This is a genomic window from Bradyrhizobium sp. USDA 3364 (genome assembly GCF_054056355.1).
Genome location: NZ_JBSRYG010000002.1, coordinates 1,575,307 through 1,599,442 on the forward strand (window position 1 = coordinate 1,575,307; position 24,136 = coordinate 1,599,442).

21 protein-coding genes are annotated in these 24,136 nt (G+C 63.7%); 6 read left to right on the top strand and 15 right to left on the bottom strand.

The window, feature by feature from the left end; translation table 11 throughout:
- Positions 1 to 167 precede the first annotated feature (167 nt).
- The gene (locus ACVILL_RS07385; protein WP_456728466.1) at positions 168 to 1,685 is read left to right on the top strand and encodes a helicase HerA domain-containing protein; all 1,518 of its coding nucleotides are present in this window, start codon (positions 168 to 170) and stop codon (positions 1,683 to 1,685) included.
- A 55-nt stretch (positions 1,686 to 1,740) separates the two neighbouring features.
- On the opposite strand, the gene aspT (ACVILL_RS07390) is transcribed toward ACVILL_RS07385, so the two are convergent.
- Together aspT (ACVILL_RS07390) and aspT (ACVILL_RS07395) are read right to left on the bottom strand one after the other, a co-directional pair.
- Complete coding sequence (gene aspT / locus ACVILL_RS07390; protein ID WP_456728467.1) at positions 1,741 to 3,435, bottom strand: aspartate-alanine antiporter; 1,695 nt, start codon at positions 3,433 to 3,435, stop codon at positions 1,741 to 1,743.
- A 13-nt stretch (positions 3,436 to 3,448) separates the two neighbouring features.
- Complete coding sequence (gene aspT, locus ACVILL_RS07395) at positions 3,449 to 5,140, bottom strand: aspartate-alanine antiporter (protein WP_456728468.1); 1,692 nt, start codon at positions 5,138 to 5,140, stop codon at positions 3,449 to 3,451.
- Positions 5,141 to 5,507: 367 nt separating this feature from the next.
- Here aspT (ACVILL_RS07395) and aspD point away from each other — a divergent pair, with 367 nt between their 5' ends.
- Positions 5,508 to 7,133: an aspartate 4-decarboxylase gene (gene aspD / locus ACVILL_RS07400; protein WP_456728469.1), complete on the top strand. Its 1,626-nt coding sequence runs from the start codon at positions 5,508 to 5,510 to the stop codon at positions 7,131 to 7,133.
- 139 nt (positions 7,134 to 7,272) lie between these two features.
- Here aspD and ACVILL_RS07405 read toward each other — a convergent pair whose 3' ends face one another.
- The 8 genes from ACVILL_RS07405 to ACVILL_RS07440 all read right to left on the bottom strand — a co-directional run bounded on the left by ACVILL_RS07405 (position 7,273) and on the right by ACVILL_RS07440 (position 14,581).
- A complete protein-coding gene (locus ACVILL_RS07405; protein ID WP_456728470.1) occupies positions 7,273 to 7,701 on the bottom strand; it encodes a universal stress protein in 429 nt (142 codons plus the stop codon).
- Between the two features lie 200 nt (positions 7,702 to 7,901).
- Positions 7,902 to 8,324: a hypothetical protein gene (locus ACVILL_RS07410; protein WP_456728471.1), complete on the bottom strand. Its 423-nt coding sequence runs from the start codon at positions 8,322 to 8,324 to the stop codon at positions 7,902 to 7,904.
- Positions 8,325 to 8,352: 28 nt separating this feature from the next.
- Positions 8,353 to 9,285, bottom strand: a complete 933-nt coding sequence (locus ACVILL_RS07415; RefSeq protein WP_456728472.1) for a DUF2950 domain-containing protein — start codon at positions 9,283 to 9,285, stop codon at positions 8,353 to 8,355.
- A complete protein-coding gene (locus tag ACVILL_RS07420; RefSeq protein WP_456728473.1) occupies positions 9,282 to 10,967 on the bottom strand; it encodes a DUF3300 domain-containing protein in 1,686 nt (561 codons plus the stop codon). Before ACVILL_RS07420 ends, ACVILL_RS07415 begins: the two co-directional genes overlap by 4 nt.
- A gap of 87 nt (positions 10,968 to 11,054) precedes the next feature.
- Entirely contained in the window at positions 11,055 to 12,365 is a 1,311-nt protein-coding gene (locus tag ACVILL_RS07425; RefSeq protein ID WP_456728474.1) for a TAXI family TRAP transporter solute-binding subunit, read from the bottom strand.
- Positions 12,366 to 12,456: 91 nt separating this feature from the next.
- Entirely contained in the window at positions 12,457 to 12,861 is a 405-nt protein-coding gene (locus ACVILL_RS07430) for a hypothetical protein (protein WP_456728475.1), read from the bottom strand.
- Between the two features lie 33 nt (positions 12,862 to 12,894).
- The gene (locus ACVILL_RS07435; protein ID WP_456728476.1) at positions 12,895 to 14,127 is read right to left on the bottom strand and encodes an HlyD family secretion protein; all 1,233 of its coding nucleotides are present in this window, start codon (positions 14,125 to 14,127) and stop codon (positions 12,895 to 12,897) included.
- Positions 14,120 to 14,581 carry a hypothetical protein gene (locus ACVILL_RS07440; RefSeq protein WP_456728477.1) on the bottom strand — a complete coding sequence of 154 codons (462 nt, stop codon included), beginning with the start codon at positions 14,579 to 14,581 and terminating at the stop codon, positions 14,120 to 14,122. The genes ACVILL_RS07435 and ACVILL_RS07440 overlap by 8 nt, the downstream gene beginning before the upstream one ends.
- Before the next feature lie 155 nt (positions 14,582 to 14,736).
- Between ACVILL_RS07440 and ACVILL_RS07445 the strand changes: the two genes are divergently transcribed.
- Both ACVILL_RS07445 and ppk2 read left to right on the top strand, forming a co-directional pair.
- Positions 14,737 to 15,192: a hypothetical protein gene (locus ACVILL_RS07445; RefSeq protein WP_456728478.1), complete on the top strand. Its 456-nt coding sequence runs from the start codon at positions 14,737 to 14,739 to the stop codon at positions 15,190 to 15,192.
- Positions 15,193 to 15,214: 22 nt separating this feature from the next.
- On the top strand, positions 15,215 to 16,015 hold the full coding sequence (gene ppk2 / locus ACVILL_RS07450; protein WP_456728479.1) for a polyphosphate kinase 2: 801 nt from the start codon (positions 15,215 to 15,217) through the stop codon (positions 16,013 to 16,015).
- A gap of 41 nt (positions 16,016 to 16,056) precedes the next feature.
- Here the strand turns inward: ppk2 and ACVILL_RS07455 are convergent, their stop codons facing one another.
- The 3 genes from ACVILL_RS07455 to ACVILL_RS07465 form a co-directional block, all read right to left on the bottom strand.
- On the bottom strand, positions 16,057 to 16,491 hold the full coding sequence (locus ACVILL_RS07455) for a hypothetical protein (RefSeq protein ID WP_456728480.1): 435 nt from the start codon (positions 16,489 to 16,491) through the stop codon (positions 16,057 to 16,059).
- 92 nt (positions 16,492 to 16,583) lie between these two features.
- Positions 16,584 to 19,334 carry a decarboxylase gene (locus ACVILL_RS07460; RefSeq protein WP_456728481.1) on the bottom strand — a complete coding sequence of 917 codons (2,751 nt, stop codon included), beginning with the start codon at positions 19,332 to 19,334 and terminating at the stop codon, positions 16,584 to 16,586.
- Positions 19,335 to 19,521: 187 nt separating this feature from the next.
- Complete coding sequence (locus ACVILL_RS07465) at positions 19,522 to 21,216, bottom strand: SulP family inorganic anion transporter (protein WP_456728482.1); 1,695 nt, start codon at positions 21,214 to 21,216, stop codon at positions 19,522 to 19,524.
- Between the two features lie 142 nt (positions 21,217 to 21,358).
- On the opposite strand from ACVILL_RS07465, the gene ACVILL_RS07470 reads away from it, so the two are divergent.
- Positions 21,359 to 22,267: an alpha/beta hydrolase family protein gene (locus ACVILL_RS07470; RefSeq protein WP_456728483.1), complete on the top strand. Its 909-nt coding sequence runs from the start codon at positions 21,359 to 21,361 to the stop codon at positions 22,265 to 22,267.
- 59 nt (positions 22,268 to 22,326) lie between these two features.
- Positions 22,327 to 22,875, top strand: a complete 549-nt coding sequence (locus ACVILL_RS07475; RefSeq protein WP_456728484.1) for an invasion associated locus B family protein — start codon at positions 22,327 to 22,329, stop codon at positions 22,873 to 22,875.
- Positions 22,876 to 22,890: 15 nt separating this feature from the next.
- Here the strand turns inward: ACVILL_RS07475 and ACVILL_RS07480 are convergent, their stop codons facing one another.
- Together ACVILL_RS07480 and ACVILL_RS07485 are read right to left on the bottom strand one after the other, a co-directional pair.
- A complete protein-coding gene (locus ACVILL_RS07480) occupies positions 22,891 to 23,265 on the bottom strand; it encodes a response regulator transcription factor (protein ID WP_456728485.1) in 375 nt (124 codons plus the stop codon).
- A gap of 176 nt (positions 23,266 to 23,441) precedes the next feature.
- Positions 23,442 to 24,074 carry a response regulator transcription factor gene (locus ACVILL_RS07485; RefSeq protein ID WP_456728486.1) on the bottom strand — a complete coding sequence of 211 codons (633 nt, stop codon included), beginning with the start codon at positions 24,072 to 24,074 and terminating at the stop codon, positions 23,442 to 23,444.
- Positions 24,075 to 24,136 lie beyond the last annotated feature (62 nt).

The following is a 24,136-nucleotide window of genomic DNA, read 5'->3' on the forward strand; positions in this document are numbered from 1 at the left end:
CAACGCGACGCTCGACCTGGCCGCGGCGTCGGGCTACCGCCGCGGCGCTTTCCCGGTGAGGGCTGTCCACGTCCCGGTCATGCCTGGGGATGGTGCTGCGGTTCGCTCGACGGGGCGCGATCGGCTTGTTAAGCCGCGTCTCCGCAAGGACAATTTGAGTCGGGGACATGACCGTAGCGATCGAGATGGGACAGACGACGGCCGGCGCCCCGGCGGCCATCGACCTCGAGGAGCTATTGGCCACGCGCCTCTTGGTGCAGGGCAATTCGGGTTCTGGCAAATCCCATCTGCTGCGGCGCCTGCTGGAGCAGAGCGCCCCTTGGGTGCAGCAGACCATCATCGATCCCGAAGGTGACTTCGTCACCCTGGCCGAGCGATTCGGCCACCTCGTGATCGACGCCGAGGATCATACCGAGCGCAGCCTGCAGGTTGCCGGCGAGCGGGTGCGGATCCATCGCGTTTCCACGGTGCTCAATCTCGAGGGGCTGGACGCCGAGAACCAGATGCGGCGCGCCGCAGCTTTCCTCGGCGGGCTGTTCGACGTCGCCCGCGACCACTGGTATCCGATGCTGGTGGTGGTGGACGAGGCGCAACTGTTCGCACCGGCGGTCGCAGGCGAAGTAACCGACGAGGCGCGCAAGCTTTCGCTCGGCGCGATGACCAATTTGATGTGCCGCGGCCGCAAGCGTGGCCTTGCCGGGATCATCGCGACCCAGCGGCTGGCCAAGCTCGCCAAGAACGTCGCGGCCGAAGCGTCGAACTTCCTGATGGGCCGGACCTTCCTCGATATCGACATGGCGCGCGCCGCCGACCTGCTCGGCATGGAGCGGCGCCAGGCGGAAGCGTTCCGCGACCTCGAGCGTGGACAGTTCATGGCGCTCGGACCTGCGCTGTCGCGCCGTCCGCTCGGCCTGCGCATCGGCCCGACCGACACGCAGCCGCGCAATGCCGCACCACGCCTGATGCCGCTGCCCGAAGCGGTACTTGAGGACGCACGCGCCATCATCCTCGCAGCGCCGCCGCCCGAAACAACCGCCAGGCCGCCGCGCCGGACGCCCGCGCCGGACCTGCTCAGCCAGCTGATGGCCGCCAAGCAACCGGCAGCGGAGCCAAATCCCGAAGCGGAGGAGCAGCCACTCAGCGCTGAGCAACTGGCCGAACGGCGGGAGCGGCTGGACCGCATCCTACGCGCCATACTCGCCGAGCCCGACGCGGGCTTCCGCGCCATCGGCGTGCTCTATCAGGAGTTCGTGGTCCGCTGCCGCATCGAGGGGCTCGGCGCCGTGGTGCCGGAGCTGGCCGATTTCCGCCGCATGCTGACGCACGCCCGCGCCGGGCTGGGTGCCGAGATGGCGGAAGATGATGCGTGGCAGGACGTCTCGCTGCGTGCCGCGATCCTGCCCGAGGACATGCAGGGCGTCTTCATGATGATCGCGCGCGCGGCGAAGGAAGGCTGGCCCTGCCCGAGTGATGCCGCGATCGCCCGCGCCTACGGCACCCACTCGCTGCGCCGTGCGCGGCATCTTCTGACTTACATCGAGGAACAGGGCCTGATCGTCTGCCAGCTCGACGGCGCCGGCCGGCGGATCGTGACGCTCGTCGAACTGGCCTGGGCGACGGCAGCAGCCGATCCGAACGTGGATGATGTGGCGGCGGAGGCGGCCGCCGGCAGTTCGGCGCTGTGATCCGGAATTGAAGCAGCCAAACTCGCACGAAACGAGTAGCGGAGAGCCTTGCGGCTCACCCAGCAAAAACCACGACCATGACCGATCCCCAGGTGGTCAGCAGAATGTTCGAGACCGGATAGGCAGGCGTATACCCGAGCACCACCACGGAGCTACCGGAACGCTCCTGAATGGCAGCCATCGCGGCCGTGACCGTTTGCGCTCCCGTCAACGCGCCCAGCAGGAGGATCGGGTTCATGCGCAATATGAAATGGCCGAAGCAGAAGCCAACGATCTGAGGCAGCAGGGTCACGATCATCCCGCCCAGCAGCAGGCCGACGCCGGACTCCCGCAGGGCGGAGAGGAAGATCGGGCCGGCATGAATTCCGGTCAGGCCGACGAAGGCGGCCAATCCGAGTGACGTCATCAGGCTGATGGCGCCGTCGGGGATCCGGCCGAAATACGGCAGCCGCGTGCGGAGATAGCCGACCAGAAGTCCGGCGAGCAGCGTGCCGACGCTGGTGCTCAGCGAGATCGTCACACCGCCAACCGAAAAGCTCACGAGAACACCAACGAGGCCGCCGAAGAAGATCGCGAGCCCCAGCACCACGAAATCGATGCTGGTGCTCGGCGCGACTATGACGCCGATGTTCTTGGCCGCATTCAGCACGGCAGTTTCCGGACCGACGATGCGAAGCAAATCGCCGCGCTGCAGGACGACGCCGGCGGCGATGGGAAGCGCCTCACCACCCCGACTCACCGAGCGCAAATAGAGGCCGCGCGTCCAGCTCTGTTCCGACGCCTGCTGGAGACTGCTGCCCGCGAGTTCCGCGTTGATCAGGAACACATCGGCCGAGACCACGGGGATGTCGAGGAGTTCCTGGTCCTCCACCTCCTCGCCGCGCGGTCCGATCAGCTCGACGATGATCTGGCGCGGTGCCGACAGCGCGATGACATCGCCTGCCGCGAGCACCGTTCCAGGCTCCGCCTCGAGGATGCGCTCGCCGCGACGAATGCGGTGGATGAACACGCGTTGCCCGGGCACGCGGGCTTCGGCGGCGGCAACCGTCCGTCCGGCGATCGCCGCGTCATGGTCCAGCCGGTAGGCGCGCAGCTCGAATTTGCGCCAGGCGGACGCCAGGCCGGGCTTGGCGCGCGTGATGCCCAAGGCCTGTTCCAGCTTGAGCGCTTCCGCCTTCAGATCGATCTTCAGCAACGCCGGAACGACGATCGTGCAGAACGTAATCACGCCGGCATAGCCGAAGATGTAGCAAACCGCATCGGCCACCGCGATGTGCGAGACGAACAACGCGCGCTGTGCCTCGGACACGGCCAGCCCATTGACTGCGTCGGTCGCCGTACCCATTGCAGCGCTCTGGCTCAACGCCCCCGACAGGAGCCCGGCCGCAAAGCCAGAGTCGAGACCGAGCACCCGTGCCACGACGATCGCGGCCGCAAGGCCGGTGAGACTCACGACGACGGCCATCAGCACCGGCTTCAGCCCGTCGCGCTTCATCGCCAGCACGAATTGCGGACCGACCGAATAGCCCACCCCGAACAGGAACAGCAGGAACAGGAACGACTTGGTCATGCTGGAGACGGGCACATGCGCGAAATCGCCGACCGCCAGTCCAGCGAAGAGCGAGCCCGTCACCGGGCCAAGGCTGAACGCGCCGATCCTGAAGCTTCCGATCCAGTATCCCGCCGCGATCACCAGGAACAGCGCGAGCTCCGGATAACGGACAAGAAACTGCTGCAGCCAGGCCAACATCGTCGGACCGCGGCTATGTCATCATCATGACCAGCACCATGCCCCAGATCGTCAGCAGCGTGTTTCCGACCGCGTAGGTGACGGTATAGCCGAGGCCGGGAATCTGGCTCTTCGCGCGGTCGTTGATCATGCCCAACGAGGCGGTCGTGGTCCGCGCACCGGAGCAGCATCCGAGCAGGATCGCGTCGTGGAAGCGGAATACGTACTTGCCAAGGTACATCGCCAAAATCAGCGGCACGGTGGTCACGACGACGCCCCAGAGGAACAGGCTGAAGCCGAGCTTCTGCAGGCCGGCGACGAATCCCGGACCAGAGGAAATGCCGACGATAGCGATAAAGACGTTCAGGCCGACCGAGTTCATGAACCACACGGTGGGTGACGGGATGCGGCCGAAGGTCGGGTGCACGGATCGCAGCCAGCCGAAGAACAGGCCGGAGATCAGCGCGCCGCCGGAGGTCGACAGCGTGAGCGGCACGCTTCCGATCTTGTAGACGAAGGCGCCGACGAGCGCGCCGATCGCGATGGCGGCGCCGATGAACGCAACGTCGGCAACGTCAGTCGCGCGGTCCGGCCGGCCCAGCATCTTGGTGGTGGCAGCGACATCGGACGAGCGGCCGACCAGCGTGAGAATGTCACCCCGATTGATCTTGGTGTTCGGCAGGATCGGAATCTCGACCGCGATCGCGCCTCGGGCGATCTTGCGCAGGAAGACGCCGCGGGCGCCGGGTGCCTTCGCCAGTTCCTCGAGCGTCTTTCCGTCGACGTCCTTGCTGGTCACATAAACGTCGACGCCCTCGATCGGTACCGCGAGCAGCTCACGATCGTCGACTTCCTCCGCCTGCTCGCCGATCAGCTGCACGAGCACGTCGCGGCGGCCGGCGACGGCGACGATATCGCCGGCATGAATCACGGTGTCGGAGGTTGCTTCCTCGATCCTCCCGCCTTGCCGGAGCCGGAGGATAAAGACGCGATGATCGGGAAGCAGCGCCTCGGCCTGCCCGACCGTCTTGCCGGCGACGGGTCCGCGCTCATGAACGCGATAGGCGCGCACATCGAACTGGTGCCAGGCCGTCCCCGGGCCGCCCAGCTGCTTCTTGCCGCCATGCTCTTCCTCATACTTCTTGCATGCCGTCTCGAGATCGATCCCGAGCAGCGCCGGTCCGAGCAGGGCGAGGACGATCGCCGACCCGACCGTTCCGAAAATGTAGGTCACGGCATAGGCGACCGGCATGGCATCGAGCAGCTTCTTGGCTTCGTCTGCAGGCAGACCAAGGCGATTGACCGCGTCGGTCGCGAGCCCCATCGACGCGGAGATCGTCTGCGAGCCGGCATAGAGCCCGACGGCCGATCCGACGTCGTAGCCGGCAAGCTTTGCGCCGAGATACGCAGCGAGAAGACAGAAGACGCAAACCACCGCCGCGAAAATCGCCTGCGGGACACCGTCCTGCGCAATGCCGCGGACGAATTGCGGTCCGACGCCGTAACCGATGGCGAACAGGAACATCAGGAAGAAGAACGGCTTGAGCGGACCCGAAATGGTGATTCCGATCTGGCCGATGATGACCGCGGCGATCAGCGTCGCGGTGACCGCGCCGAGACCGAGCCCCTTATAGGTGAAGGATCCGAAATAGTAGCCCAGGGCCAGCGAGACGAAGATCGCAATTTCGGGATAGGTGCGGAGCGTCTGGAAGAACCAATCGATCATGATGTCACCCGTTCATGCTGTCCCGGGGGCTTCGGCTTGCCGCCCACTTCGCTCTTGCAGGGTGGGCCGAAGCAGGGCGAAGCCATCTGTGTCGATCGATATCAGGCAGCGGTCGACGAGAAGGATGTTGATCTATGTCAACTGCGACGATGAACGCCTCGCGATGTCATCGTCTTGCCGACAAGGCCCGCGCGCTCCATTGCGTCGCGACGCGGCCATTCACCGGTGCGGTCGCGTCGACCGCGCGACAACCCTTGATATAGATCAAGGCGCGTCACCAGCGGCAGGTCATGTTGAGCGCGATTGCGCAGGCAAAGAGCCTGTCCGCCTCCATTCCAGCAGCTTGCATCGCCTCAGGAGCATCAAAATGGCCGATCTTCTGACCTTAAAGAAATTCGAGGCATTGAGCCCCTTCGAGATCAAGGACGAGCTGATCAATCTCGCGAAGAGCAATTCGAAGCGGAGCCAGATGCCCTTCCTGAACGCCGGGCGGGGCAACCCCAACTGGGTCGCTACGACGCCACGCGAAGGCTTCTTCCTGCTGGGACAGTTCGCCATCACCGAGAGCAAGCGGGTGATGGAGCACCCCGCGGGCATCGGCGGCATGCCCCAGGCAAAGGGCATCGCCGGACGGTTCGAGGCCTGGCTCAAGCAGCACAAGGACATGCCGGGCGCGAGCTTCCTGACGGAGATGCTGCCCTTTGCTGTCGATAAGTTCGGCTTCGATCCCGACGCCTTCGTCCACGAGCTCGTCGATTCGATCATCGGCGACAACTACCCGGTGCCGGATCGCATGCTGGTGCACAATGAAAAGATCGTGCACGAATACCTGATGTGGGCAGTTTGCGGCGAGCCCCGGCCGGCCGGGAAGTTCGACATCTATGCGGTCGAGGGCGGCACGGCGGCGATGTGCTACCTGTTCAAGTCGCTGAAGGCCAATCGATTGCTGATGCCCGGCGATACGATTGCGCTGGCGACGCCGATTTTCACGCCCTACATCGAGATGACGCATCTTGAAGACTACGACCTGAAGGTCGTTCAGATCAGGGCTCCGCAGGAGAACAAGTTCCAGTTCACCGACGAGGAAATCAAGAAGCTCGAGGATCCGAAGGTCAAGGCCTTCTTCGTCGTCAATCCATCCAACCCTCCGGGGATGGCGTTGAGCAAGGAGACGGTCGCCAAGTTGGCCAATCTGGTCAAGACCAAGCGCCCCGACCTGATGATCCTCACCGACGACGTCTACGGAACCTTCGTGCACAATTTCCGCTCGCTGCTCGGCGAGCTGCCGCACAACACCATCGGCGTCTACTCCTATTCGAAGTATTTCGGCTGCACCGGATGGCGGCTCGGCGCCATCGCCATCAACGAAGACAACATCTTCGACAAGATGATCGCCAAGCTTCCGGACGACGCCGTGAAGGCGCTCGACAAGCGCTACGGGCCGCTCACGCTGGAACCGCGCAAACTCAAGCTCATCGACCGCATTGTCGCCGACAGCCGCGACGTCGCGCTCAATCACACCGCAGGCTTGTCGTTGCCGCAGCAGGTGATGATGAGCCTGTTCTCGCTCGCGGAGATGATGGACGTGAAAAAGGCCTATCAGGCGGCCTGCATGGAAATCGTCAACAAGCGCCTCTGGTCGATGCTCGACGGGCTCGGGCTTGCCGACAAGCTGACCCCGAATCCACACTACGATGCCTATTACGCCCTGATCGATTTCGAGTTCTGGGCGCGAAAGAACATCGGCGACGATGCCGTTGAATACCTGAAGAAGAATGTCCACCCGCTGGATCTCGCGTTCAGGCTGGCCGAAGCCCACGGGATCGTGCTGTTGAACGGCGGCGGCTTCGATGCGCCCGAATGGTCGCTTCGCGTGTCGCTCGCGAACCTGTCCGATGATGTCTATGACGATATCGGACGGGGCGTTCGGGCGATCGCGAGAGGCTATCGCGATGCCTACGAGGCGGCAAAAGGCGGAGCCGCAAAGCGCTGACGGCGCAGATCGGGCCGGGCCGGGGCGGCGGTTAGGGCCGCCCCGGTTCGATCCAGCGCACCGTCGATACGCGCGTTCGCGATGGATGAACATCGCGTCGGCTGAGCGGTGGCGTATCTTTATCGGACGATCGGCTCGCTCATTGACAAACCAGCACTGGGGTCTTCGCCTGCGTCAGCACCTTGTTGGTCACGCTTCCGATGAGAAGCATGGATAGCCCGCTGCGTCCGTGCGATGACATGACAATGAGATCGCAGTCTTTGTCCTCGGCAGCTGCGATGATGGCTTGATGAGGCTGTCCGCTCTCCACCTGGCTTGTTTCGCAAGGCACGCCGGCCGACTTGGCCGCCTGTGCCGCGTGATCGAGCGCGCGGGTGGCCTCCTCCTTGCGGATCTCGACGAATCTCGCGAGCAATTCACGATACCGCCCTCCAATTTCCGAGAACGGTTCCACGACGAAGATGACCGACACCTTGGCTCCGAGCGATTTCGCCAGCGCCAACCCATGCGTCACGCCGTGCTCCGCTAGCTCCGACCCATCTGTCGGAATGAGAATGTGCCGGTACATGCCTCCACCTCCTGATGATCTGGATGACGTATCGCTGCCTCCCGAGTGCAGGCTGAGCTTCCCAGCCGGATCCGGTCTTGGGATAGATCAATCTATCGCTCAGCGCGCCGCGGCCCGGATATCTCGTCGCGCGGCGCTTTCAACACACCTCGTACCTGCAGCCTATCGCCCAACCGGGATCGGGCAAATGGTACATGCGTTCACCTTAGCGAGATCGTGAGGCCGCCCAGATTGGCGGCGAACTCCAGTCCCGCTTTCGGGCCTTTGAGCATGAGCACCACGCCGTGCTCATTTCGCAGGCTTACGCCGCCTACGCCCGCAGCCCATGCGCCACCTGCCCCGACCAGCGCATAGCTGCCGGCGAAGTCGTTGACCTCCCTGATGCCCGAGGCGGTCCCTTCCAGCCAGCTCACGGACGTGCCCGCGGCTACGCCGAGACTGACGCCTGACGCGACGAACTTATAGTGCCGCCCGCGATAGATGAGCGTGCCCGTGCCGCCGCCCCCACCCACGATGAGCGCCGCCTTCACGAACTTGACCTGGACGTGCCCTGTCGCCTGCGCGAAGCACGGCGCGACCAGCAGCACCAGCGCGACAACCGCCAGTATGACGGGACGGATCATGACTCGTATCACTGCAGCCCCTCTTCGTTCAGGGATTGGTAGGGTCCACTTTCTTCCAGGTGTGATCCGGATCGAAAACGATCATGCGCTTGACGAGGAAATCGGTGCGTGAGCCGAGATCCTTTTGATAGACCGTGCCTGCATGACTGACGAGGAAGGTCATGACGCCGGAATTGGCGTACTCGGCGGGATAGGCGACCAGCGCAAATCCACCGATCATCTTGCCCTTCACCACATAGTTCAGCGCGCCGCCCGGGGCGTCGGAGCCCTGAGCCTTCAGGATCCGATAGTAGTATCCGTGATACGGCACGCTCTGCTCGCCTACCTTGTAGCCTTCCGCGGCAGCTTGCGCCGCCAGTTCACCGAGCGGGCTCGGATCCTTGTCGTCGCGCCAAAATAGTCCGTCCGTCTTGCCCGGTCTGCTGACGATGCGCTGGGCATAGGCGCCCACGCCCTCGCCGCGATCCTTCTCGGCGTATTCGTTCTGCGCGTCGACATAGGCAAGACAGGTCTGGATTGCAGCAAGCTCGTTGCGGCCGATCCTGCGGTAGAGAATTTCGCGACGCCCCGCGGCGGCGTCAAAACTCCAGCCGTCGTTGTTGTTGACGAGTGGAATCGGGAATGGGAAGTCGTCTTTCCCCAGAATCAGAATGGCTTTCTTGTTGCCGTCGGCCTTGATCGCGTGCTTGTCGTCGTAGGCCGAAAGGAAGCGTTGCCGCGCATTGGCGTCGGCGACATCGTCGCCCGACTCGATGATATCGGCAGCATCGCGGCCCAGCACCTTCAGCATGGCCCTGCTGGTGCCGGCCTTGACCGCCGTTGCCAGGGCAGACGCCGCGTCTTCGGGGTTGGGGAAGCCTTGCTGGGCGCGAGCGGGGGACAGCAGCAGGGCGAGTGCTGCTGCCGCCGCAACGCTGATGGAGACAAAGCGATCCAGTCGCGAGTGCGAGGAGCCTGTCATCGTGATGCCTCCGACGGGGACGGGATCTTTGCGCCGGCGGCAAGCCAGTCGGTGTAGCTGCGGAATTTGAGCCCGAGCTTGTCGTAATAGACCCTGAGATAGCCGTCGGCGCCACGCATCACCGCCTTCGGCATGATGCGCTCGACCTCCTGCGCCATCACGCCGACATAGGCCCTGCTGCTACCGAGATAGCTGAAGCGGTAATAGCCGAGGCCATTGGCGAGATATCCGAGCAACTCGATATCGTGCTTGAGCGCGATGTCCGAGCGCCGTCCGCCGCCGCCCCGGAAGCCGCCACCACCACCACCACCGCGGAAGCCGCCTCCGCCGCTGCCGAAGCCACCGCCACCACGGCCGGCGAAACTTGCGCCGCCACCGCGCGGCATGCTGGCCATACTCGATCGCCCGCGCGCCGATGCCGCCGCAGCCGCCCGTCCGGACGACACGTTCATGGCGCCGCCGCGACTACCGCCGCCACGATTCGCCGCAGCTGCGCGGTTACCTGCACTGCTTCGGTTGGCGGCCTTTGCGCGATCGCCACCGCCCTTGGCCTTGTTGCCGGCGCCCGCGCGGTCGCCACCTTTGGCGCGATCGCCCGCACCAGCACGGTCGCCACCTTTCGCGCGATCTCCGGCGCGATCACCCGCACGGTCTCCGGCGCGATCGCCTCCGCGGTCGCCGGCCCGATCGCCTGCGCGATCCCCGCCCGGACGATCGCCGCCGGGCTTGAGAACCTGCTGGCCGTCGCGGCCGCGATAATTCATCCGATCGCCGGCGCCCGCCCGATTGGCGTTGCCGCCGAAGCGCTGCTGAACGTTGCTGTTGTTGTAGCGAACGCCCTGGCGATGCGCCGGATTGTGCTGCCAGCTATTGCCGATATTGTTGACCCTGTTGAAATTGTTCACATAGACGTTGCGGTTGCCCCAGTTGCAGCCGCCGCCCCAATAGTTTCCCCAGCGTCCGATCGCCCAGCCGGCGCCGAACGCTAGCCCTGCCGCGATCACACCGGCGCCGATATAGGACGGGTAGCCGAAGTAATACGGCGGATAGGCCGTATAGGGCCACGCGCCGTAGACCGTCGCGGGATCGTAATAGGGTACGTAGACCGTGTTCGGATCGGTCTGCTCGATGACGATGACCTGCTTGTTCTCCTGGGTCTGGACGCTGACCTTCTGCTGCTTCGTCGTCACCAGCTTGTTGTTGGCCTGCGCCTTGCTGCGCAGTCGCTGGATCGCATCCATGACGTCGGCCTGCTGGGCCAGCACGGCATCGCCCAGATTCTTGGTCCAGTCGATCTTATCGCTCATCATCGCGAGCACGTCGGCGGTGCCGGCGAGCGCCTTGACGCTGTCGTCCCAGGCCTGCTTGTCGACCTCTGCCTTCAGCGCATCGCCTTTCAGACTCTTGCGCTCCTTCAGCCAGCGATCGGCCTGCACGATTTCGAGCGGATAGGTCGACGCCGCCAGCACGTTTGCCAGCAGCGAGTCCGGATAAAGCGCGATCGGCGCCACCAGCGCTTCCAGTTGTTCGGGTTTCAGCATTTGATCGGCTGGCTGCGCTGGAGCGGCGGCTTGCGGCTGGCCCGTCTGGGCCGGCGGAGAGGCTGCGGTCTGCGCGACCGCGGCGGCCGGCACTGCCGACACCAGCAAAACCGCGAGCAGAGTCTTGCCCCAACGGAACATCGCGACCTCCATCGACACCGACGGTCGACAGCATCGGTCAGGGCCACATCCCCTCCTTGATCAAGATCAAGGAAAATCTCGCTCCGATCAGCTTGCGGCCTGGCCCGGCTGTCGCGACGCAAGATGGATGCGGCGGTCATGAATCAGGTTCTCGAGCCGATGGGCGGCAACGTTGACTGCAGTGACGGCACGCTCGGCCTTCTCGTCCGCAACCGGCTGCTCGCGCTGTGAACGCAGCACCTGATCGATTTCGCGCTCGATCACCACGAGCTCCGATTCATCCCCGGCCGCCCGGACCCTGGGCCCCAGCGCATACAGTGTGTCGAGCGCCTCCTTGCGGCTCGGTACCTCGACGGACCGGAGGAATTTCCACGCCGCCGCAAGCACAGACGCAAGCCCGCCCGCGATCATCGGCGCCAGGAAGATCGCATTGCCCCACTGATCCAGAAAACTCTCCCGGGTCCCCTCATAGACCGCCGCCGCCCCGGGATGCACGGGGATGTAGGCACCGGCATCGGTATCAGGCGTAGCGATCTGGGAGAGCACCGGCAGTTCGGCAAGCAGGTCTCGTCGCGCGTTCATGATCGACTGCGTCAGGTCGCCGATCACGTCGTTGCCAAGCTTCTTCTGCGCCACCAGATAGAATGAGGTCCGCAGCGTCGTCAGATCGTCAGCGGGAATTGGCGGCGATCCACGCAACGTTCCCTTCGGTACGTCGAAGCTCTCATAAACGCGCTCCTTCTCGGCGATCGCACCGGCCGACTCGATGGCGATCATCACCGGGCCGGTTCGCCCGGCGTGCGCGAAGACGCTGCGCAGCAACCCCAGATACTTTTCGGCCAAGGGGACCACAAGCAGGATCGCCCGGACTTCCTTGGTGTCGAGAGCCCGGCGCGCGTCCGCGGGGGCAAGCGGCTTGAACGTCACGCCCGCCCGCGTCAGGTCGTATTCGTCGGTCAGCACCTTGATCAGCTTCTGATTGGCGTCGGCGCCGATCACCCCGATCGTGGCCCGTTTCAACTCGGCCACATCGGATATCGTTGCGCCAGGCGGCGCGATCATCAGCACGGTTGCGTGGGTCAGGACAATGACGGCCTGGGCCTGCGAGAGATCGCCGACATCGCCGCGTACGACGGCGAGATCGACTTTTCCGGAGGCGAACGCCTTGGCGGACTCAAGCGGTCCGGTCGTCTGGACCAGGCTGAGCCGGACCGGCGCTTTCGACTGGGCGAGCTTCCCGGCGAGCGCTGCGACGAGCTTGTCCGCCTCGCCATCCAGCGAGCCAACCGCGATCGTCAAGGTGGTCGGCCGCTCGTACCAGCGATAGGCCAGCAAGCCGGCGCCCCCCGCCAACAGGACAAGTCCTGCAACCAGGGCGATGCGCAATGACCTCGGCAACCGGCTCGGATCCACGGCGCGTTACTCAATCGGTTCGGCGTCGGCCAACAAGGGTCCGGCCGTGCTCGGCCGGCACGGGGATCGGGCGTCTCTAGATCTTGCAACGATAATAGTTCACCTCCATCCCCTCGATGCCCGGGAATTGGCGCGTGATGGTATCGTCGTTGACGGCCTTAAGGAAGAACTGCACGTTCGATACCATGATTCCCGACGCGCAGCTGACGATGATATTGACATTCTGGCCTTCATCCTTGCGCGATTTGATCTTGCAGCTCTCGAACTTGCCCCTGAGGCGGTCGGGCTCGGCAATGAACCCGCCGCCATAGACGCCCGAGAAGTTCGTGAAGGTCAGCTGGTTCGCCCTGCCCTTGTGCGCAAACACCTTCCGGCATTGATCGGCGCTCGTCGCCCACGCGCCGGTCAGGTCGAAGGCGCCGGCGGAATCCGTCGTGGCGATCAGGGCAGCGAACAGCACCGCCCAAACTCTCCTGCTCATCATTCGATATCTCCCTGCCGACAAGCCCGCCCGTCAGTGCCCGCTCAGGACCAATGTCTTGATCGGCAGCAACAGGGCCTGGATGCGAAGCAACAGTGCGTGCACAAGTCCCACGGCGTCGATCGCATGCAGAACGAACGCCTGCCCGGCGCCGGTCTCCTTCGCCGAGATGACTTCGTGATTGCTCGTATAGGCGTTGACGATGCAGCTGCTGCCCGCCGTAACGCCCTCGAGGCCACCCTTGTACAAGGGCTCGAGGAACACCAGGATGGTGCCGGGCCTGACGATGTTCTGGGCTTCGATCAACTGTTCGCCGCCACGGAACTGGCCGGACGCGATGTAGTCCTGCACGGACGTGATCACCATCGGGATGATCACCCACGGCTTGGACGCACACGTCGCCTCGGCAACCATGCCCTCCTTCAATACTTGCGCCTCGATCTGGCCGAAACCAGCCTGGAGCGACGTCCGCCCGGCTTCCGCCGGGATCAGGATGCCCGCCGGGCGCATCAGCGGGTTGACGACGTCACCGGTGCGAAGGAAGAACTGCTCGACGCGTCCATCGACGCCGGCCCGGATCACCGTCTTGTCGAGATCAACCTGCGCCTGCGCCAACGCGGCCTCGGCGCTCGCCTTCTCCGCGGGCAGCAGCGTCGAGACGCGGAGCGTTGCCGATTGCTTGATGGCTGTGGCGGCATCGATGCCGGCCTGGCGCTGATCGACCAGCACTTGCAGCTTCTCGATGTCGCGTTGCGGAACGATGCCGGGATTGCGACGCTGCAGCTCGGTCTTGACGTCGAGCTCGTCCTTGGCCTGCTGATGGGCGGCTTTGGCTTCCTGGATCTGCGCCTCCGACTTTGCGACGTCGGCTTCGGCCGACACCAGCGCAGCATCAACTTCGGCCACCTTGCGCTTTGCGGTGTCGAGCGCCGCAGTCTGCTTCGAGCTGTCGAGCCGGAACAGGACCTCGCCCTTCTTGACCGGCGCACTGAAGCCGATGTTGACCTCCGCAACCCGTCCCGAGCCTTCGGGAAGGATAGGAATTGTCCGGTAGAACAGTGCGGCGCTGGTGGTCGACGGATGGAAATAGAAGATCGTGGTGATCAACGCGACCGTCAGCATGAGGCAGCCGGTGATGCCCCAGCGCAGCTCGTACCAGACCGAATAGAACGTAATCTCCTTACCGAATCGCTTGCCCTGAACATAGCGACGATAGAGGTAGTCGGGCACGAGGGTGAACAGCGAGCACAGGATGAGCTCAAGCATGGCCCTGCACCTCCTGCTTGGCGGCGTCAGATACACTCAGACCTGGTTCGCCCGTGGTCGACTGATGCGGCGCCTCACCGCTGTTCCCCGCAGGGCTCGTGCCTGCATCCGACGCGTCGGCGATCTTCTCCACCGACCCCGCGATGCTGCGCAAGGGCGTGCCGAAGTCGGGGATGTCGATCAGCGCGAGCAGGAGACCCGCGACCCAGAAGGCGTGGATGTGCGTGAACAGCGCGATCAGGCCAAGGATCGCCACGATCTCGAACTGCAGCTTCTCCGATTTGTGCGCCATCCGCTCGGGAAGGCTGTGCAATTTCCAATAGAGATTGCCGACATACAGCACGGTGACGACCAGGAAAATTCCCATCGCCACCATCCACACGTCGGTCCCGCTGGCTGGCGCCAGGTAGAAGGGCAAATGATGCGGAGCCAGCGGATGAATCTGTTCGCTCAAGCGAAGTCTCCCAGTTGCGTTCGAACCGCAAGCGAATCTTGATCGACCGTGCCGAGGATCTCATCGCGCCGGCTTGATTTGGATCAAGGAAGCCGGATGGCCGGTGCCTACCGTTTCGGGGGCAAGGTGGAAGACCGGGCTAGGAGTCCCCAGCCATGCGAGACAAAATCGATGACCTGATCCCGAATGCACACGAGATCCAGAAGCAGGCCGCGCTCCAGGAAGCGCAGAAGGCCGAGGAGCATGCCAAGCGCGCGGCCGCCGTCGAAGCCGAGAAGCTCGCGTTGATCGAACGGCTGAGCAAGCCGTCCGGGCTCAGCGAAGACGAGAAGATCAAGCTGGCATCGACGGTGATTCAGCGCGCAGTCCGTAACGGCTTGACCGAAGTGCAGGTCTATCGATTTCCCAACACGCTGTGCACCGACAAGGGGCGGGCCATCAATCAGATGGAAACCGGCTGGGAGAAGACGCTGACTGGTATTCCAAAGGAAATATACCAGCTCTGGGCGGACTATCTGCAGCCGCGCGGATACCGCATCCGCTATCAGGTCGTCGATTACCCCGGCGGCACGCCCGGCGACATCGGCATCGTCATTGCCTGGGGCGACTAGCTCAAACGATGGATGGCCATCAATGGCGAAAGACAAACCTGCCGGGAAGATGAAGCGCAAGGACTACGAGGAAGAGCTGCACAAGCTGCAGATCCAGCTCTGCCATCTTCAGGAATGGGTGAAGGCGAACAATCTCAGGGTCATCATCCTGTTCGAGGGGCGCGACGCGGCCGGCAAGGGCGGAACGATCAAGGCCCTCACCGAGAAGGTCAGCCCGCGCGTGTTTCGTGTGGTCGCCCTGCCCGCGCCGTCCGACCGTGAGAAGTCCCAGCTGTTCATCCAGCGCTACATGCAGCAGTTTCCGGCGGCCGGGGAAATCGTCATCTTCGATCGCAGCTGGTACAACCGCGCCGGCGTCGAATATGTGATGGGATTCTGCACGGCGGCTGAGCACAAGCGGTTTCTCTCGCTTTGCCCGCAGATGGAGCAATACATCATCGAGGGCGGCATCATCCTGATCAAGCTGTGGCTCGAGGTCGGGATGGACGAGCAGGAGCGCCGTTTCAGGGCGCGGATCGACGATCCGCTGCGGCAGTGGAAGCTGAGCCCGATGGACACGGAATCCTACCGCCGCTGGTACGACTATTCCCGCGCCCGCGACCTGATGTTCAAGGCGACGAGTTCGAAGCACGCGCCCTGGAACGTCATCCGTTCCGACGACAAGCGCCGGGCGCGACTAAACTGCATCTCGTTCCTGCTGAAGACCATTCCCCACGGACGGGTCAAGCGCGACAAGGTCGAACTGCCGAAGCGCTCCAACAAGGGGCGCTACAACGATCAGGCCGGTCTGCGCGGGATGAATTTCGTCGAGGAACGTTATTGAAAGAACAGGCCGCGCTCGGCGCGCGGCCTGGCCCTTCAGACCTATTTCAAGCGGATCGAAACGCCACCCACGGCGGCCGATACTTCGGCGCCGACCTTCGGGCCGCTGAGCTGCAGGATCACGCCATTGGCGTTTTGCAGCTGCACGCCACCGGCGCCGGCGGCGATCGCCCCACCGGCACCGGCAGCGCTGTAAGAGCCTTCGATTGAGGCGGGGCCCCTGAGGTTGAGAGCGCGCCCGACAAACTTGGTGGTCGAGGCGCCGATCGTGAAGCCGACGCTCATGCCCGACACCGTGAACGGATAGTGCTTGCCCCGCAGGGTCAACACGCCCTCGCCGCCTCCGACACCGACGATGAAACCGCCCTTGGTGAAGATGACGGCGACCGAGCCGGTTTCGGCCAGCGACGGCGTACTCAAGCCGGCCGATCCCAACACCAGCGCAGCAAGAGCTCCGATCAACTCCACTTTCTTCATGACTTCCCTCCAGAAACCGGTTGCGTTACGACCTGTCGCGCAAAGCAGCATCGCTGCAAGAATGCGAAGCAGCCTTGCGTGATCTCTTCCCCTTATGATGCGGCCTTGAACTTCGGCGCGGCCGCCCGCGGCTTGCCCATCCTGGCCAGCGCCTCTGTCGTCACGAGTTTCAAACCCTCGGCCGCGTCGTAGCCATGGATCTCCTTCACATCCAGCTTGCGCATGAAATCGATCGTCTCCTGCGTGATGACCTGGCCGGGAACCATGATCGGGAAGCCCGGCGGGTACGGAATCACGAAATTCGCGGAGACGAGATCGGGCCCGTTCTTCAGACGCCGGTCGATTTCCGGATCGTTCAGGCGAATATATTCACATCCCGCGACATCATAGGCTGAATAAAAGCCGCCGCGGATGTCGCCCTCGTTGGTCTTCGTGCCCGCATCGCCGCGATAGGCGTCGTGGAAATGCGAGAAGTTCGGCAGGTCGGGCACGTCCTTCATCAGGCTGTTGACCCGCGCGTCGAAATCGACCCTGGCGTTCGCCCCGCCCTTGGCCAGGCTGCGGTCGATCTCACCGGAGATCTCGGCCAGTACCCGGACAAGATGCGCGACGTCGCTCCTTGTATTGTTGATGTTGGACTGGATCAGCACCGAGTTGCGCGAGGTCTTGTTGACCTGGATGTTGTAGCGGCCGGCGAGCAACCCCTTGAACTGCGTGCCGTCGTACCCGGCCGTGCCGCAGACCAATGTCATGCGGGTCGGATCGAGGCAGAACTCGTCGTCGTTCAGGCTCTTCAAGGCGCTCGCCCAGTTGGTGCCGGCCGCCAGATAGTCGGTGAAGCCGCTCTGGCGATAGTCCTTGGGCACCATGGCATCCGCGCCGAGCACGCGGAAATACCTCGATATCAGCGGATTGGTGTTGACCGCATTGCGGATGGCGAAAGCGATCTCCATGGCATTGGCCACCAGTCCATAGCCCTCGAGCTCCATCTGCCGGCGCGAGACGTCGAGGCTTGCGATCAGTTGCTGGTTCGGGCTGGTCGAGGCGTGCGTGAAGACGGCCTCCTTGAACTGCGCCTCGACGGTGTGGAATTCGATGTCCTTGACCGCCAGCATCGAGCCCTGCCGGATCGCCGACATCGATTTGTGCGTCGAATTGGTCTGGTAGACGCGCAACCGGATCTGGCGCGGATCGGGGATCAGCCTGGTCTTGAGCAGCACCTCGTCCGGAGGGTTCTTGCCGAGCTCGGCCTGCTGTTTCTCGTAGGCGGCAACCGATTTCGGATCGCGCATCCATGCGTCGATCTCGTTGGCCGCGCCCATCGCGGTTCGCCGCCTCAGGAAGGGCGAGAACCGCGCGAAGCCGAACCAGGCTTCGTCCCAGAGGAAGATGAGATCCGGCTTGATCGCGAGGCACTCCTCCATCACCCGCCGCGTGTTGTAGATGTGACCATCGAAGGTGCAGTTGGTCAGGTCGATCATCTTGACCCGGTCGAGCCGGCCATCGGCCTTCGCGTTCAGCAGCGCCTGCTTGATCGTCTTCAGCGGCACCGCGCCATACATCGAATACTCGGTCATCGGGAAGGCCTCGACGTAGAGCGGCTGCGCGCCGGCAAGCACCATCCCGTAGTGGTGCGACTTGTGGCAGTTGCGATCGACGATCGCGATGTCGCCTGGACCCAGCAACGCCTGCACCGCCATCTTGTTGGATGTCGAGGTGCCGTTGGTCACGAAATAGACGCGGTCGGCGCCGAGTGCGCGCGCGGCCTTCTCCTGCGCCTTCTTGATGTTGCCGGTCGGCTCCAGCATGCTGTCGAGGCCGCCGGTGGTCGCGCTGCTCTCGGCGAGGAACAGGTTGAGCCCGTAGAATTCGCCCATGTCGCGGATCCAGTCCGACTTGAACACGGACTTGCCGCGCGCGATCGGCAGCGCGTGGAAGGTCCCGATTGGCCGCTGCGCATATTTCTTCAGATTGTCGAAGAACGGCGTGTCGAAACGATCCTGCACGCCTTCCAGAATCGAGAGATGCAATTCGAGGATATCCTCGACTGAGTAGAATACCCGGCGCACCACATCGGCCTCGGGGTTGCCGGCGATGGCTTCCACATCGCGGTTCGACATCAGGTAGATGTCGAGCTCCGGACGTACCCGCTTGAGGACGTGCGCCAGCTCCAGCGCAGAGGCGTCCGCCTCATTGTTGAGCCCCATTGCGGCCATCATGGATCGCAGCACCGGCGCATCGTGACGCGAGCGCAGCGCGAAGCCCTCATTGATGACGACCGCTGCGATATTCGGGTTCAGGATAGCGGCGCAGAAGGCGTCCTCGAGGCTGCCGACGACCACGGGCTCGTAGATGAAGGCGTCGACCGGACGCCGCAGCTTCCGCCATTCCGCGCACAGGCCCGGCCAGCTCTGGGCCGCAACGCCTGTGACGATCAGGGTCTCGAAATATGGCCGGCGCGCCGCTGCATTGCCGAATGTCGGCGGCAGCAGATCGGGAACGCCGTTCTCGCCTTCGCCTTCGGCACTCCAATCGCCGGCGTGGTGGCGGAACGAGCGGGTCTGCAAAGCTTGCGTAATCCTGGTCGACAGCGCCAGCGACGTGGCCGCGTCGCCGGACGAGGCGGCTTCCTTCAATGCCGTGATCAAATGAAGCCCGGGGTAGCCGTGAAACTCCTCCGTGACCGCGAGCGCCGACAGCGCCGCGTCATACGTCGCACGGTCGCCGCCGTTGCTCCACGCCTTTGCCGCGGCGACCAGATCGCGCCAATTGTCGGCTCGTCCGCCGGGTCCGGAGAAGAACTGGTCGATGCGCTGCTGTGCCGGCTTCGCGTCGTGGGCCATCAATCTCTCCCAATCTTGCCCAATCTTGGCGCTGGTCCTGTCCGATCGTACGTACCGCGCCCATCGCGCCCTTTGATCCAGGTCAAGCCGCAGCCGGATTGCGACTGGCCTCGTAGCCGCCGGGTGATCGCAACGTCTTGCGCCGCACAAAGCTGGAATGCTCAGAGCCGTCCCCGCTGCCGGCATGCTAGCTGTTTGTCTGCGGCTTTCTGTTGCTCAATACGCTGTCGAGCGTGCGCATCCAGTCACTGCTGTCAGTCTTGTCGGCAAGACCATCCGCCTGAAGCAGATCCCGCAACTGCGCGTGCGCGCCAACGATGCAGAATGTGATTTGGCGCGATGCGAGTTGCTGGTGAAGGTCATGCAGCATGCGCGACCCCGCGAGGTCGATGAACGGCGAGGCCGACAGGTCGCAAGCCACCAGCTTGACGTCGGGGGACGCCTGCAATGCCGCCATCACCGTCTCGAAGATTGTCTCGGCATTGATATAAAGTAGCGAGGTTTCCGGGCGGAACGCGATGATCCCGGTTAAAGGCTCGACGTCGTCGTGCCGCGCCCGGTCGGAATAGCGGCCGCTGCCGGGTTGGCGGCCAAGAAATGCGATGTTGGGCTGCGACGCGCGCAGCAGCAGCAGGAAGATCGTCGCGATGGCCGCCAGCAGCACGCCCTGCAATATCCCGAGGAATAGTACGGACACCAGTGCGATGACCGCAGCGTAGAAGTCGATCCGGCTGATCCGCCACATTCTGGCGAGCGCCGGGATATCGACCAGCTTGTAAACGGCCGAAAAAACGATCGCGGCAAGCACAGTCTTCGGCAGGTTGGTCAGGAGGCCCGTGAAAAACAGCAGGCAGAGTGCGAGGGTTACTGAACAGAACACCAGCGCCAGCGGCGTCCGCGCGCCGGCGGCGTCATTGACGGCCGATTGCGACAGGCCACCGGCGACGGGATAGCCATGTCCAAAGGCTGCAGCGAGATTGGCAGCGCCGAGCCCCAGGAACTCTTGCCGCACATCCAGCGCGTAGCCGTGCTTTGCGGCGAAGCTCCGCGCGGCCGACACGCCTTCCACATAGGCCAGCACGAGACATCCCGCGGCGATGGGGAACAGATCGTCAAATTCGAGCAGGCCAAAAGTCGGCACCGAAATGGTCGGCAATCCGGTCGGGATCGCTCCGGTCACCGGCAATCCCAGGTCTGCAAGCCCGAATGCGCCGGCAGTCACGATCGATAGCGCGACCACCGCCAGCCCCACGGGCTTTCCAGGCAGCCTGCGCTCGCCGAGCAAGAGCAGCGCGGTCGCAGCCGCGCCGATACCGAGCACCAGCGGCCTGGTGCCGCCGAGCTGGCCGACAAGCTTGATCGCGCGATCGAAGAAGTTGTGGCCGCCGCCTGCCACGCCGAACAGGCTCGGCAGCTGGCTCATGATGATGGTGAGCCCCGCCCCGGCCTTGAAGCCCACCAGAATGCTGTCGCTGATGAGCCGCACCAGCAGGCTGAGCCTGAACAGCCAGGCAATCAGGCAGAGCACTGCGACGCTGAAGGCAACGAGGCTCGCGATCTGCGCGTAACGCGTGGCGTCGCCGCCGGCCAATATGCCGACGGCGCCGGCGATCATCAGCGAGATCGCCGAGGTCGGCCCGACCGCGAGTTGACGGGACGAGCCCAGCAAGGCGTAACCCAGGCCCCCGAGCAGATAGCCGTAGACGCCGATCTGCGGCGGCAGGCCGGCGAGTCCCGCGTAAGCCAGCGACACCGGGATCGCGTAGGCCGCCAGCGTGACCCCGGCGACAGCGTCCGGCCCGAGCCAGGATGCACGATACCCGGTAAGCCAGCTCGCCGGCGGAAACCGGCGCATCCAACTCGTTTCGCCCTGGATTGACATCAAGCCCGCCGCATCAAGCCGCAATGGTTGCCTGTGGTTGCGCCAGCGGAGCCGATGCTCGTTGATTCAGATCAAGGCCACGCGCTCGGCCATGTGCCTCTCATCTCGCTCGGCTCGATTGTCGTGACCTGCACCTTTGCCGATGATCGCTGGAGCGCATGGCATGCGTCAGCACCGCTTACGGACCCTCGTAGCCACGGCGCTTCTGTTGCTTGGCCTGACCGCCCCGGCACGCGCCGATGACCAAGGTCCATCGCAGCGCATCCAGGAAGAGATATGGGTGTTGCCGACACCGCTACCGATGTTCGCCTATCTGGTCCGCCCGCTCGGCGACGGACCTTTCCCGCTGGTCATCATGAACCATGGCGTGTCGCTGAACGCCAGGGACCGCAGCTTCTTCCCGCTGGTCGAGTTTCGCGACGCTGCAATGTGGTTTGCGCGCCGTGGCTATCTCGTGGTGGCGCCGGTCGGCACCGGCTACGGCGCGGCAGCCATCGATATTCCCGAACGCGGACTTTATGGCCCGTTCTTCTCCAAGATTGGAAAATGCAGCAATCCGAACTTCCTCGATCCGGGCCTTGCCGTCGCGCAGGTCGATCTCTGGATCATCGACTACATGGCAACCGAGAAGCGGATCGTGCCGAAAGACGTCATCGTCGTCGGGCAGTCGGCCGGCGGCTGGGCGGCGATCGCGCTGTCGAGCCTCAACCCGCCACAAGTCAAGGCCATCATCACCTTCGCAGCAGGCCGCGGCGGCCGTGTCGACGGCAAGCCCAACAACAATTGCAATCCCGACAGGCTGGTCGAAGCGACGGGCGCGTTCGGCCATACATCGCGGGTGCCGATGCTGTGGCTTTACATCGAGAACGACACGTTCTTCGGTCCGGCCCTGTCAAAGCGGATGTACGAGGCATTCTCGCGCGCCGGCGGGCGAGCCGAATACCATCTGTTGCCGCCATTCGGCGACGAAGGGCATTTCCTGATCGGCTCTCCGGATTCCATTCCCATCTGGTCGCCGCTGGTCGAACGATTTCTAGGCAAGGTTCGCTAGGCCGTCTGGCCCCCGCAGGAGGAGCATCCATGGTCCGATATGGTCGTTTGGCTATGTTGATGCTGTTCACGGCGAGCATCGGTGCTGCCCATAGTCAACAGACGCCCTCGCCGGCCGCCGCGGCCAAGGATGGTGGCGAAGTGGCCCCGCGGGGAGCGCGCACGGCACGGGACATCAAATATGGCGAGTGGCAAAAGCTCTGCTTCAACGCCGCCGGCGCCAAGACATTGTGCCGCACGACGATCACCGGCACCTTCGCGACCGGGCAGACGGCCGTTCGCCTCGACCTGATCGAGCGTGAGGACGGCAGCGGCCGCGTCCAGCTATTCCTGCCGGTCGGGATGTATCTGCAGGCCGGCGTCAAGCTGTCGGTCGACCAGAAGCAGGCCTATCGCCTGCCCTATACCTGGTGCGTGACCAACATGTGCATCGCGGCCGATGTTGCCGATCCCAAGCTTCTGAACGAAATGGATGGCGGGAAGGCGCTCTCGATCGACGTCGTCGACACCAGCATTCTGACGGTGACCACATCGGTGCCACTCGACCACTTTGCGGCCGTGCGCAAGGGAGCCCCCGCGCTGACACTCGATCAAGCCATTGATGAATGAACGAGACGAGCCACCCTAGACCACGCCAGCCAGGAGCCGTTCGATCGGCTGGATCAGCGAATTGGCGGTGAATGGCTTGGTCAGATAGGCCACGCAACCCGATGCCATCGCCGCCATGCGTGTCGCCGGGTTGTCGTTTCCGGTGATGTAGATGACCGGGACCTCGATGCCCTGATCCGCCAGCCGGTGCCGCAGTTCGATCCCGGAACCATCGCTGAGATTGACGTCCAGGACCAGACAAACCGCGCTATCAAGGCCGCCATGCCGCAGTAACGCGCTTCCGGTCTCGAATAGCCTGGATGCAAATCCATACTCCCGCAGGAGCCGTCCGATTCCGCGGAGCATGGAAGGATTATCATCCACGACGAAGACGAGTTTCGCGTTCGGCAAATCCTGAGCCTCTTGTCCCTGAACCAGAGATCTCGGCTTGCTGCGCCTCCGCCTGAACGAGAGACACGTCAAGCCTTATCGGCGCGCAACATTGTCGCCGCCAACATTGGAGATACGCCCCGTCACATTGCTTTCATATTGTACCATGGGACAGGAGGAAGGCAGCTGCAGGTGGATCAAGCCTTGGCTTCGCCACCGGACTCGCGCGTGCCGAGCCGCTCAGCGATCGAGACCAGTTCGGCAAGTGACTGCACCTGCATCTTCTCCATGACCTGATGACGATGCGCCTTGATCGTGCGTTCGGTCGTGCCGAGCTCGTGAGCAATCTGCTTGTTGATCCGACCGCACACAATCAGATCGAACACCTGCCGCTCGCGCGGGGTCAATCTCGCCAGCAGGGCGCGGAGAGAATCGAGCCTGGTTCGCCGACCACGGACCAGTTCATGCCGCGCAACGGCGCGATTTATGGCCTCAATCAGCTGTTCAGACTCGATCGGCTTGGTCAGGAAATCCTCTGCTCCCGCCTTGATCGCCTGAACGGTCGTCGCCGTATCTGCGTATCCTGTCAGGAATACGATCGGAAGCGTCGATTCCAGTTCGTTTAGACGGCTCTGCAGCTCGGGACCGCTCATTCCGGGAATGCGTACATCCAGCAGGATACAGCCAGTCTCCTCGTCGTCCGGCAATTGATCGAGCAATTCTCGCGCCGATCCGTACGTGGCAACACGATAGCCTGCGAGCTTGAGCCGGCGCTCGAGCGCCGTGCGAAATGAGGCATCGTCGTCGACTATGTGCACGTAAGCGTGCATTATCGCTCCACCGTCGGCAGCTCGCCGCTGTCGGTAGAATGATCATCAGCGGCGATCTGAAA

Bases quoted from the DNA above. Each gene is read 5' to 3' on its own strand.
- ACVILL_RS07385 (WP_456728466.1), top strand. From the start codon at position 168: ATGACCGTAGCGATCGAGATGGGACAGACGACGGCCGGCGCCCCGGCG.
- aspT (WP_456728467.1), bottom strand. From the start codon at position 3,435: ATGTTGGCCTGGCTGCAGCAGTTTCTTGTCCGTTATCCGGAGCTCGCG.
- aspT (WP_456728468.1), bottom strand. From the start codon at position 5,140: ATGATCGATTGGTTCTTCCAGACGCTCCGCACCTATCCCGAAATTGCG.
- aspD (WP_456728469.1), top strand. From the start codon at position 5,508: ATGGCCGATCTTCTGACCTTAAAGAAATTCGAGGCATTGAGCCCCTTC.
- ACVILL_RS07405 (WP_456728470.1), bottom strand. From the start codon at position 7,701: ATGTACCGGCACATTCTCATTCCGACAGATGGGTCGGAGCTAGCGGAG.
- ACVILL_RS07410 (WP_456728471.1), bottom strand. From the start codon at position 8,324: ATGATCCGTCCCGTCATACTGGCGGTTGTCGCGCTGGTGCTGCTGGTC.
- ACVILL_RS07415 (WP_456728472.1), bottom strand. From the start codon at position 9,285: ATGACAGGCTCCTCGCACTCGCGACTGGATCGCTTTGTCTCCATCAGC.
- ACVILL_RS07420 (WP_456728473.1), bottom strand. From the start codon at position 10,967: ATGTTCCGTTGGGGCAAGACTCTGCTCGCGGTTTTGCTGGTGTCGGCA.
- ACVILL_RS07430 (WP_456728475.1), bottom strand. From the start codon at position 12,861: ATGAGCAGGAGAGTTTGGGCGGTGCTGTTCGCTGCCCTGATCGCCACG.
- ACVILL_RS07435 (WP_456728476.1), bottom strand. From the start codon at position 14,127: ATGCTTGAGCTCATCCTGTGCTCGCTGTTCACCCTCGTGCCCGACTAC.
- ACVILL_RS07445 (WP_456728478.1), top strand. From the start codon at position 14,737: ATGCGAGACAAAATCGATGACCTGATCCCGAATGCACACGAGATCCAG.
- ppk2 (WP_456728479.1), top strand. From the start codon at position 15,215: ATGGCGAAAGACAAACCTGCCGGGAAGATGAAGCGCAAGGACTACGAG.
- ACVILL_RS07455 (WP_456728480.1), bottom strand. From the start codon at position 16,491: ATGAAGAAAGTGGAGTTGATCGGAGCTCTTGCTGCGCTGGTGTTGGGA.
- ACVILL_RS07460 (WP_456728481.1), bottom strand. From the start codon at position 19,334: ATGGCCCACGACGCGAAGCCGGCACAGCAGCGCATCGACCAGTTCTTC.
- ACVILL_RS07465 (WP_456728482.1), bottom strand. From the start codon at position 21,216: ATGTCAATCCAGGGCGAAACGAGTTGGATGCGCCGGTTTCCGCCGGCG.
- ACVILL_RS07470 (WP_456728483.1), top strand. From the start codon at position 21,359: ATGATCGCTGGAGCGCATGGCATGCGTCAGCACCGCTTACGGACCCTC.
- ACVILL_RS07475 (WP_456728484.1), top strand. From the start codon at position 22,327: ATGCTGTTCACGGCGAGCATCGGTGCTGCCCATAGTCAACAGACGCCC.
- ACVILL_RS07485 (WP_456728486.1), bottom strand. From the start codon at position 24,074: ATGCACGCTTACGTGCACATAGTCGACGACGATGCCTCATTTCGCACG.